The sequence below is a fragment of the Microcella sp. genome (assembly GCF_033763155.1).
Taxonomy (GTDB): domain Bacteria; phylum Actinomycetota; class Actinomycetes; order Actinomycetales; family Microbacteriaceae; genus Microcella.
The window spans coordinates 1-9,566 of record NZ_JANRKZ010000043.1 but is presented as its reverse complement, the minus strand read 5'-3'; the positions used below and the strand labels follow the sequence as shown (position 1 = coordinate 9,566).

Annotated in this window: 13 protein-coding genes; 3 read left to right on the top strand and 10 right to left on the bottom strand. The window is 64.1% G+C overall.

All coding sequences use genetic code 11. The annotated features are described in order from the left end of the window. The 8 genes from SFU54_RS01890 to SFU54_RS01855 all read right to left on the bottom strand — a co-directional run. On the bottom strand, nucleotides 1-935 hold a 935-nt coding region (locus SFU54_RS01890; protein ID WP_319014622.1), incomplete at its 3' end, for a cytochrome c biogenesis protein ResB. Beyond that, nucleotides 913-1,689 (bottom strand): cytochrome c biogenesis CcdA family protein, encoded by a 777-nt coding sequence (locus SFU54_RS01885; protein ID WP_319014621.1) that lies wholly within the window; start codon nucleotides 1,687-1,689, stop codon nucleotides 913-915. The genes SFU54_RS01885 and SFU54_RS01890, both read right to left, overlap by 23 nt. Beyond that, nucleotides 1,686-2,300 (bottom strand): TlpA disulfide reductase family protein, encoded by a 615-nt coding sequence (locus tag SFU54_RS01880; RefSeq protein ID WP_319014620.1) that lies wholly within the window; start codon nucleotides 2,298-2,300, stop codon nucleotides 1,686-1,688. The genes SFU54_RS01885 and SFU54_RS01880 overlap by 4 nt, the downstream gene beginning before the upstream one ends. A gap of 199 nt (nucleotides 2,301-2,499) precedes the next feature. Then, nucleotides 2,500-2,955 carry a hypothetical protein gene (locus SFU54_RS01875; RefSeq protein WP_319014619.1) on the bottom strand — a complete coding sequence of 152 codons (456 nt, stop codon included), beginning with the start codon at nucleotides 2,953-2,955 and terminating at the stop codon, nucleotides 2,500-2,502. Further along, nucleotides 2,952-4,040 carry an NAD(P)/FAD-dependent oxidoreductase gene (locus SFU54_RS01870; protein WP_319014618.1) on the bottom strand — a complete coding sequence of 363 codons (1,089 nt, stop codon included), beginning with the start codon at nucleotides 4,038-4,040 and terminating at the stop codon, nucleotides 2,952-2,954. Before SFU54_RS01870 ends, SFU54_RS01875 begins: the two co-directional genes overlap by 4 nt. Before the next feature lie 87 nt (nucleotides 4,041-4,127). Next, on the bottom strand, nucleotides 4,128-5,039 hold the full coding sequence (locus SFU54_RS01865) for a cation diffusion facilitator family transporter (protein WP_319014617.1): 912 nt from the start codon (nucleotides 5,037-5,039) through the stop codon (nucleotides 4,128-4,130). Continuing rightward, nucleotides 5,036-5,713: a cation transporter gene (locus SFU54_RS01860; RefSeq protein ID WP_319014623.1), complete on the bottom strand. Its 678-nt coding sequence runs from the start codon at nucleotides 5,711-5,713 to the stop codon at nucleotides 5,036-5,038. Before SFU54_RS01860 ends, SFU54_RS01865 begins: the two co-directional genes overlap by 4 nt. A 5-nt stretch (nucleotides 5,714-5,718) precedes the next feature. After that, the gene (locus tag SFU54_RS01855) at nucleotides 5,719-6,063 is read right to left on the bottom strand and encodes a metalloregulator ArsR/SmtB family transcription factor (protein WP_319014616.1); all 345 of its coding nucleotides are present in this window, start codon (nucleotides 6,061-6,063) and stop codon (nucleotides 5,719-5,721) included. A 286-nt stretch (nucleotides 6,064-6,349) separates the two neighbouring features. Here SFU54_RS01855 and SFU54_RS01850 point away from each other — a divergent pair, with 286 nt between their 5' ends. Further along, nucleotides 6,350-6,577, top strand: coding sequence for a hypothetical protein (locus SFU54_RS01850; protein WP_319014615.1), 228 nt, complete (start codon nucleotides 6,350-6,352; stop codon nucleotides 6,575-6,577). Nucleotides 6,578-7,088: 511 nt separating this feature from the next. On the opposite strand, the gene SFU54_RS01845 is transcribed toward SFU54_RS01850, so the two are convergent. Continuing rightward, on the bottom strand, nucleotides 7,089-8,141 hold the full coding sequence (locus SFU54_RS01845) for a M23 family metallopeptidase (protein WP_319014614.1): 1,053 nt from the start codon (nucleotides 8,139-8,141) through the stop codon (nucleotides 7,089-7,091). 329 nt (nucleotides 8,142-8,470) lie between these two features. Continuing rightward, a complete protein-coding gene (locus tag SFU54_RS11710; RefSeq protein WP_413466540.1) occupies nucleotides 8,471-8,686 on the bottom strand; it encodes a hypothetical protein in 216 nt (71 codons plus the stop codon). 342 nt (nucleotides 8,687-9,028) lie between these two features. Here SFU54_RS11710 and SFU54_RS01835 point away from each other — a divergent pair, with 342 nt between their 5' ends. Then, complete coding sequence (locus SFU54_RS01835) at nucleotides 9,029-9,388, top strand: chorismate-binding protein (protein WP_319014613.1); 360 nt, start codon at nucleotides 9,029-9,031, stop codon at nucleotides 9,386-9,388. Further along, nucleotides 9,385-9,501, top strand: coding sequence for a chorismate-binding protein (locus SFU54_RS01830; RefSeq protein WP_319014612.1), 117 nt, complete (start codon nucleotides 9,385-9,387; stop codon nucleotides 9,499-9,501). The genes SFU54_RS01835 and SFU54_RS01830 overlap by 4 nt, the downstream gene beginning before the upstream one ends. Nucleotides 9,502-9,566: the final 65 nt, after the last annotated feature.

The window sequence follows — 9,566 nt, the reverse complement described above, 5'->3', positions numbered from 1 at the left end:
CAGGGCGCGAATCCGTTGCCAAGGAGGTACGTAGTCGTGCCGCCGATATCGATCGGCTCATTGACCTTGATGTCTTCTGTGCGTTTGACGCCGTTTTCCACCACCGTCACTGATGCGGTGAAGTCGAGAGCGATCGGGAAGCCTGTCGTGGTATCGAGGTCATAGACGGGCACGAAGTCATCAAGCCGAATCGAGAAGGGATCGAGCCTTGTCTCGTCAAAAAAGCGACCGGGGCTGAATGAGTCGAAGCTCGTGAGTTGGTTCGTGAAGCTCTGGTCTTGCACGATGACCCGCTGGCCGTTGTAGCCGAACCCTCCAGCGACACCGACGGTCACCAGAACACCGAGCAGTGCGAAGTGGAAGACGAGGTTGCCGGTCTCGCGCAGGTATCCCCGCTCGGCGCTGATCGAGTCGCCGTACCGCGCGATGCGATAGCCCTTGCGGCGGAGCACGCGATCCCCGGCCACAAGCGCCGCTGCGACATCCCCCGCCGCCTGGCGCTCGGTGTGCCCGACAAGCCGGTTCAGGCGGGCGGGCGTCGCGGGCGGTGCGGCCCGTAGCGCCCGCCAGTGGTGCTGGGTGCGCGGGATCACGCAGCCGATGAGCGAGATAAACAGCAAAAGGTAGATCGCCGAGAACCACACCGAGCTATAGGTGTCGAAGACCTGCAGGGTGTCCAATACTGCAAACAGTTCGGGGTTGTTCCGCTCGTACTGCACGACGCCATTGGGGTCGGCCGAGCGCTGCGGCACAAGCGACCCAGGAATCGCCGCGACAGCGAGCAGCAAGAGCAGCACGAGTGCCGTGCGCATGCTCGTGAGCTGACGCCAGGCGAACCGCAACCAGCCGACGGCATTCAGCTTCGGCTGCGAGATCGTCGCTGACCGTGTCGGTGCCTCGCTGTCGAAATGGTCAGAGGGGCGTAACGGTTCCACCGATCACCGCCCCGAGGCTCGAAATGAACTGCTGCCAGAGGCCCGTCACCATGGCGATACCGATGACAATCAACAGGGCGCCGCCGACGATGTTGATGACTCGGATGTTGCGCTTGAGCCAGTCGGTCGCGCCCGCCACCCAGCGGAAACCGAAGGCGACGAGCAGGAAGGGGATACCCAGCCCGAGACAGTATGCGAGCGCGATGATCGCTGCGCGCCCGATGTCGCCCTCGTTGATGACGAGCGCGTTGACCGCGATGAGCGTGGGGCCGATGCACGGCGCCCAGCCAAGCCCGAAGACGACTCCGAGCAGCGGCGCGCCTCCGAGCCCCGTGGCGACCTGGATACGCGGCGCGAGCGAGCGCTGCAAGAACGACACCTGCCCGATGAAGACGAGCCCCATGAGAATCACGATGACGCCCGCGACGCGGGTGATGACGTCGATCCAGGGCAGCAACAGCAGACCCGCTGTGGCGAAGACGATCGAGAAGCTCACGAAGACGAGGCTGTACCCCAACACGAAGAGCACCACACCCAGCAGCAGGCGGCCCCGCCGTTGCTCGAGCTCGCTACTGCTCGTGACGCCGCCGATATAGGCGAGGTAGCCAGGTACGAGTGGCAGCACGCACGGCGAGGCGAAAGCGAGAAACCCGGCGGCGAGCGCGATGGGCACGGCAAGAAGGAGGTTGCCGCTCAGCACGATCGCACCTATCGGGTTGACCGCGCCCGGGAGCGGGCCCGCGATGCCGATCACGAGGCTTCAGCGAGCACGTCCGTGATCATCGAGCGCAGCACACTCGGCTCGCTGATGACGCCCGAAATACGAGCGGCGACGCGGCCCTGCTGGTCGAGCACGAGCGTGGTCGGCACGGCGTTCGGCGCAACCTGCCCCGCGAACGCGAGACGCACCGACCCGTCATTCACGTCGAGAATCGAGGGGTAGGTCACCCCGAACTCCTCGGCGAACGACATCGCGGTGGGTGCCTGGTCGTAGATGTTCACCCCGAGAAAGCGCACACCGTCGGGCGCGAACTGCTGCGAGAGCGCCTCTAGGTCGGGTGCCTCGAGCCGGCAGGGCGGGCACGCCGCGTACCAGAAGTTCACAACGAGCACCTCGCCGCGGTAGTCATCGCTCGAGACCGTGTCGCCCGTCTCGATGACGCCCTCGAACTCGATGGGCTCGCCGCGGTCGGCCTCGGCGATAACCGTGTATGCGCCGTCACCCGAGATGTACCCCTGCCCGTTGCCCGAGCGATACTGGTCGGCGAGGTCCTCGTTGGCAGTGCATCCGGTCAGCACGACGGCGCTCGCGATCGCGATGGCGACGACGAGGCGGCGGGTAGGTCGGCTGGGGCGGGCACTCATACTTCTCCTAGATCGGTTGCCTTCGCGAGCAAGTCTACGCCGCGCTCCTGATAGCCGGTCTCAGCGAAGCGGACGTCTGGGCATCCGAAGCTCGCGCTCGAAAGCTTACGTTGGCACGGCGTTTGGATCCGCCCTGGCTCAGTCCGCACTTCATTAGATGACGAGCTCATGTCGTGCAAGCCTTCGCGACTTGGGCTGTTCACAGGCCGGCGAAGTCGTGCCGGACGAGCTTTCTCCACTTGCGCTGACGATGCCGATAGAACATCTCTGCGTAACACCAATACAGAAGCGTGAATACACCAGCGTCGATCTCAATCGTGTCGGAGTAGCGCGAGCCGTCGCCCTCTGGCTTGACCGCGATCAGGTGGTCCCACTTCTTCAACCCGATCTCACCATGCTCGCGTGACTGAATTGTCATCGAGCGGTCATCGACGCTCTCGATGAGGATTGTCCTAGTCCCCACCGGGATGATCGAGAACATGAAGCTTCGGCCGTCATACGCCGTTCCGGAGATCCAGGCGCCTCGGGTTATCCCATCGAGGGGCGAGAACTTGCCCATCGGTGCGATGACGTAATGAAGCAACTCCTTGCGCTTAACCGTGCTCCACACCGTGGTGGGACTGGCGTTGAGGAAGGTGGAAACGTGGACCCTCATCTGCGTGCCTCCGAAGTGTCGCGCGCAGCGGCGGTCACAACGCTGTCGGCGATTCGATCGATGATGACCTTGGCATCGGTGCCGACGCCACCAATGAGGGCAGAGTTTCGTGAACGAAGCCATCCCAAGCCGAGGAAGTACAGCCCGCTGACGGTCTGTGACTGTCCACCCTTGTGGGAGGGCATGCCGTTCTGATCGAGAGCGTCCGGGATCTGCATCCACCCGTAGTCAGCGGTATAGCCGGTGCAGCAGATGATCGTGTCGTACCGTCCACTCGTCTTGTCAGCGAAGAACACCGTTCCATCTGTCATGGACATCGCCGCAGGTTTCAGCTTGACCGCACCGCGCTGAAGGAGGCGCCTGAGAGATGTGCCGATGACCGGGTCTCCCGGTCGTCGAAGCATCGTGGCTTTGAAGCTGTCAGAGGGGGCGTTGAGGACGCCCAGTGCTTCAAGCCACCAGAACAAGCTCTTGCCGAGAATCTTCGCGGGCATGAACCGCATTGGTGCATTGACGGCCATATCGACCTCGTACTCAGCGGCCAGCTCCTCAGCGATCTGAGCTCCGGAGTTTCCACCACCCACGACCAGTACTCTCTTGCCCTGGATCTGGGCGCAGTTTCGGTAGGCCGAGCTGTGCAGCTGCCGTACGCCGTCGGTTGGTAAAGCCCACGCCGGTATGCGAGGCGTCTGGAATGGGCCGGTGGCAACCACGACGGCTGGTGCGGTGTAGGTTGCCGACTGCGTCGCGACGGTGAACTGTTGGCCATCTTTCGTGACCTTGCGCACTGGCTGATCAAGGACGACATTGAGGTCGAAGCTCTGGACATAGTGCTGCAGATAGTCTACGACTTCGTCCCTGGTCGGGTACCCATCCTGGTCGCCGGAAAAAGGAAGGTCGGGGAGGCCACTAAACGATCGTGGGGTGAAGAGCGTCAGGCTGTCGTACCTGTCACGCCAGGAACTCCCGACAGCGTTGCTCGCTTCCAGAATGATGTAGTTCAGTCCCTGCGACTGGGCGTGACGGCCGGCGGCGAGCCCTGCCTGACCTCCCCCGATAATGACAACTTCGCAATCGTGATTCATGTGCCGTGTCTCAGCTCCCCGTTCCATCAGAAGTGGATGAATTGACTTTCGCGCACAAGCACTATCTGAGGCGCGATATCGGTTTGTTCAGTGCATGTCGTGCGCCTGGACCGCTGCTGCTGGTTCGAGCTGGAATGTTGCATGGTCGATCGCGACCGGGAAGTGCTCGGCGACACAGCGCTGCAGCGCTTGTGTGATTTCGGGTGCGTGGCCGTCGTGGAAGCAACCTGCCTCCACGACAACGTGGGCAGTCAGTACGGGCAGCCCAGTAGCAATCTGTGTGATGTGCAAGTCATGAACGTCGACAACATGATCCTCATCCAGCAGGTGCTGTCGCACATCGGCGAGGTCGATGCCGCGCGGTACTGACTCGAGCAGCACGTCGACGGCGTCCCGGAGCAGGCGCAGCGTGCGGGGGATGATGAGCACCCCCACCAGCAACGCAGCGATCGAGTCTGCCTGTTGGAACCCCGTGGTCATGATGACCACGGCAGCGACGATGACAGCCACCGACCCGAGTGCATCGTTGAGCACTTCGAGGAACGCGGCCCGCATGTTGAGGTTGTCGCCGCGACCGCCCGACAGGACCACGATCGCGATGATGTTGGCCAGGAGGCCGACGATGCCGAAGACGAGGAGCTCGACGCTGGCTATCTCTGCCGGTTGACTGAATCGCTGGACAGCCTCGATGACCACAAATGCGCCCACGCCCAGCAGTACGGCTGCCTGCACGGTGGCAGCGAGCACCTCCGCACGACGAAGACCCCAGGTGCGGCGTGATGTTGCGGGTCGCTCCATGAGCTTGGCTGCAAACAACGCAACGAGCAGCCCACCTGCATCTGTCAGCATGTGGGCCGCGTCCACGAGCAGAGCAAGCGACCCGGTGATGATCGCCCCAATCACCTCAGCGACGAGAACGCTGGCGGTAAGGCCAAAAGCAATCGCCAGGCGCCGCCGATTAATCGAGCCGTCGGCATGAGTGTGCCCGTCGGCGCTCACGGGTGGCCTTCCTCGTCGTGGTCGTGGGTGTTGGAGCCTTCCATGAGTTCGCCGATCGCGGTAGCGCAGGTGTCACCGTTCCACGCTTCGACGCCCTCTCGAATGGCGAAGGCTCCGATCACCAGGGCGGCGAGCGCATCGGCCCAGGTCCATCCGAACGCGGCGTTCGCGACGAGGCCGAGCAAGACCGCCGCCGAGAGCAACGAGCAGATGAGGGTCTGCTTGGAGTCAGCCACCACAGTGGCGGAGCCGAGTTCTCGACCGGTGCGCCGCTCTAGAACCGAGAGGAATGGCATGACGACCACGCTGACGGCAGCGAGCACGATGCCGACGTTGCTGGATTCGGGAGGCGTCACCCCGGTCAACGAGAGGGTCGAGCCCACGATCGTATAGGCGGCGAGAGCGAAGAAGGCGAACGCAATCACGCGAAGCACCGGCTTCTCATATCGCTCCGGGTCGCGACGCGTGAACTGCCAAGCAACGGCAGTCGCCGAAAGCACCTCCACACCAGAATCGAGCCCAAAACCGATGAGCGCAGCCGAGTCCGCGGCAGCGCCGGCAATGAGGGCGATGATGCCTTCGATCACGTTGTACCCAATGGTGACGGCAACGATGATCTTCACTCGTCGGCGCAGCAGAGCAGTGCGACTTGCCTCCGGTTTTGCTCCCACCATGGCCGTCACGCGCGCGTCTCCAGATCGTTCTCGTTCACGTCGCATGCGTCCACCGGATCGACAGCGAGCACGACGCCGACGAGATCCTGGAGCGCGTGACGCAACCGCGCATCCGAAATCTCATAGAGAACTCGTCGACCGGAAGGCTCGGCGACGACAATCCCGCAGTCGCGCAGGCAGGCGAGGTGATTTGACACGGTTTGCTTCGTGACGCCGAGCTCTTCCACCAGCTCCGCCGGGTAGCGAGACCCATCAAGGAGCGCCAAGAGGATGGCGGCACGCGTCGGGTCAGCGAGGGCTTTGCCGACCCTACGAATCGCGTCAAGTCGAACAGCAGTCGAAGTGGTCATGCCCTTATAGTACATCAAAGAGTGTACTGATGACAGACCAAAGTTCACGGCGGAACAATGTGACACGAAGTGGTGCACTACCCCAGATCGCGATGTGCACTCCTGGATGACCTACCGAGCGGAACATCCGACCTAGAAAGCATGACGCCTGCTTGAGGCTTACTTGAATATCCCACCAGGGGCCGTCGCCCCTCGAGAGCTGCTCTTTCGCTCGAAATCCTTTGAGCACCCGGATGCCACCCCCGAACCATGACGGCGAGCCCGCCAACTGCGAGCAGACGAAGCAGTGGCCGTCGTCGATCGCTATCGCGAATTGCGCAACATGCGGAATGTGGCCAGCGAGTTCCAGCTCTTCCGCACGACCGTCGCCCGCATGCTTAAGGACCACGGCGTCGACGCATCGCGCAGGTTGACCGAGCCCCAGATCGCAGTCGCAGTTGAACTAAACGAACAAGGGCTTTCGAGCGCCACAGTCGGGAGCCGGTTTGGGTTCGATAACCACACCGTGCTCTAAGGGCGTCGAATGCGCGGCGTGGAGATTGAAGCGCGCGGCGCGACCGCTTGGCTTGACCTCGAGCCGGGTGTGCAATAGAACGCCGCGCGGGGTGCGGCGAACCGCCGCGCCCCGTGTGGTCTAGAACTCTGCGATCACGGCCCAGGTGGCTCCCCGATCATCGGATCGATGCACGCCGCTGATTCCCGCCGCAACGATCGACCCTCCGCTTCCGACTGAGAGGGCCTCCGTGAGGGGTGGCGCCTATCCACTGGAGGTCCACGTCAAGCCGTCAGTGCAGGTGTGAACATATCCATCGACATCAACTTCGGCTATGAACGCCTCAGTTGACGTGTCTATCGGGCTCGACGCGATCAGGCCCACGAGCGGGGCTTCGTCCACGGGGGTGAACCTGGTGCCATCGTCGCTACTGACCATCAGACCTTGTTCCGTCGTTGCATAGAGCATCGCTGTTCGAGAGCGGCCCACTCGACGCAGGCGTACCGTCGATTGACAAGCCGGTTTGGATCGCCTAGCTCGCGTTCGCCATCAACCAAGCGAAGGGATCGATCGGCACGCCGTCGATGTGGATCTCGAGGTGCAGGTGAGGGCCTGTCGACAGGCCAGAATTGCCCACAGCGCCGACGATCTCACCCGCGACAATCGGTGCGCCGACCTGCAATACCGAGCTGTTGTCGATCATGTGCGCGTACCGAGACAGGATCTTCTGCCCGTTGATGATGTGCTCGACCTCGACGCGGTACCCGTACGAGGTTGACCAACCGACCGCAGTCACGATGCCGTCAGCGATCGCGCCGACCGGGGCACCGTACCCTCCATCGAAATCCACCCCGCGGTGGTACGACGAGCACCCGCGGCACGGTGCGACCCGTTCCCCGAATCCCGACGTAACGGGCGCCGCGAATGGGAACGGCCAGCGAATCGCCCCCGAGCCCGAGGTCGAGTACGAATAGTTCGCACTGCCATAACGCAAGCGCAACATCTCGGCGTAGGAAGTGACCCCCCACTCGTCGCGCTTCGCAGCGGTCGCCGCAAGTTCACCAGCGACGTTGGCCTCGAGCACCTGTTCTTCGAGAACTATGGCTTCTTCTGCGGGGGTGGTCGGCATGGATGAGAGAGCGAGAGACGCCGGCGGCGACTCAGGGTCAAACAGAGCGTTCGCCGGAACGGAGGTGCCGACCAGCAGCGAGGCGATGGCGAGCATGACAATCGGCGGGAAGGTCTTCTTCGCGATGCGGCGCCCGAGCGGCACGCGCGAGCACGTGCTGACCGGTGCGGTCGCCACGGCGACGGCGATGGGCCGGTCGGCAGTTTCGGGCGCGGATGCGCGGCGCGGGCCACGCGCCGGGAACAGGCGAAGCGTGCTGTCGGCGCGGCGCGGGCGGCGCGCCGCGGGGGTCGATCGCTCGGTGTCGCGAAGGGCCCGTCGGCTCGTGGCAACCAGCTCGGTGGACGCGGCCGCAGGCACCGCGACGAGGTCTGAACCGGGGCGAGCGACGGGTTCGAAAGACGTCGTCGCCATGATCGAGCTCTCGCTCAGTTGTGGCATCACCGGCTCGGCCACCGACTCGATCGTCGGGGATTCCTCAGTGAATTCGAGGCCCAAAGATTGGAAAGGGTTTCTCTCAGCTTCGGTCAGTTCCTCATTGGAACCTCCCGTCAGCCACGGGTTCTCAGTCGTCACGGTGTCAGTCAGCCTCAAGAGTCAGTCGCACGTCGTACAGCGCGGACCCGGTCGGTCCGCTCGATCTCGACCTGCTGAGCAGGACGGAGTCGGCGCTCCGTGCGCACCACCGAACCCGGCGGATTATCACGGATTGGTAAAGCGTAACCCGGTCGCGCGCCGAACGAAAGTCGGTGAGCCGGATTCGCGGCTCGCACCGAGGTCGTCGATCAGCGCGGAGGGCCCTCATCGGAGAGCGGCACGGCCCCGAGGTCGGTGAGCACGGGAGCGAGCATCCGGACCAGGTCAGGATGCGCGGCGAACAGGAAACGATGGGTTACACGAGCCCCCGGCACCCCCGTCACGAGCGCGCCGGCTACTTCTGCGATGAGCGCGCCAGCCTCGTGATCCCACGGGCTCAAGGTGCGCTCAAAGTAGGCATCCACGCGCCCTGCTACGACCGCGCACAAGTCGAGCGATGCCGTGCCCCTGAGGCGATAGCATCGCCGGCATCGGTGAGAGCCTGCGCCTTACTGTCCGCGGCGCCGATCGATTGACGGATGCGGCGGCAGCCTGGTGCGAGATCGCCGGCGCCGCGGAGATGGTCGATGCCGTGCATCGACCCGGCACCGGCCTAGTCGCCATGGGCGCCTTCGCCTTCGCCGACGGCTCGAGCGCGTCGAGCGTGCTTGTCGTGCCCGCGTTCATCGTGGGTCGGCACGACGGCGTGAGCTGGGTGACCCGGGTGACCCAGCTGGGCGCCGAGGTCGAGGACGCCGAGCTCGGGGATGCTACGCCGATCGGCGAGCGCGCGGGTTCTCGCCGGCAACCGGGCGCGCGGGACGAGCACGGCGGAAGACTCCGCAGCCTCCGCTCAATTGGCGACGAGTGGCAAAGACCTCGACGAGCACGCCTTCGCCGTGCAGAGCGTGCTCGACACGCTGCGGCCGCACGCGCGCGCCGTCTCGGCGAGCGATCTCCCGTTCACCATCAAGCTGCCGAATCTCTGGCACCTCGCGACCGACGTCGAGATGCAACTGGCGCCGTCGTCGAGCGTGCTCGACATCGTCGCTGCGTTGCATCCCACCGCGGCCGCTACGCCGGGCCGGTGGGATGGATCGACTAGGACGGCGATGGCGAGTGGTTGATCGCGCTGCGCTGCGCGCGCATCGATGATGACGGCCTGCTCACGGCGTATGCGGGCGCGGGCATCGTGGCCGACAGCGACCCCGATTCCGAACTCTCGCTGAGACGCGCATGAAGCTTCGCCCGGTTGCGGACTCACTCCGCTGATGAGCGCGTCGACCGCATCCGACGTGGCCCCCT

Coding starts and splice junctions, on each gene's coding strand:
- SFU54_RS01880 (WP_319014620.1), bottom strand. CDS start 2,300: ATGAGTGCCCGCCCCAGCCGACCTACCCGCCGCCTCGTCGTCGCCATC.
- SFU54_RS01875 (WP_319014619.1), bottom strand. CDS start 2,955: ATGAGGGTCCACGTTTCCACCTTCCTCAACGCCAGTCCCACCACGGTG.
- SFU54_RS01870 (WP_319014618.1), bottom strand. CDS start 4,040: ATGAATCACGATTGCGAAGTTGTCATTATCGGGGGAGGTCAGGCAGGG.
- SFU54_RS01860 (WP_319014623.1), bottom strand. CDS start 5,713: ATGGTGGGAGCAAAACCGGAGGCAAGTCGCACTGCTCTGCTGCGCCGA.
- SFU54_RS01855 (WP_319014616.1), bottom strand. CDS start 6,063: ATGACCACTTCGACTGCTGTTCGACTTGACGCGATTCGTAGGGTCGGC.
- SFU54_RS01835 (WP_319014613.1), top strand. CDS start 9,029: ATGCTACGCCGATCGGCGAGCGCGCGGGTTCTCGCCGGCAACCGGGCG.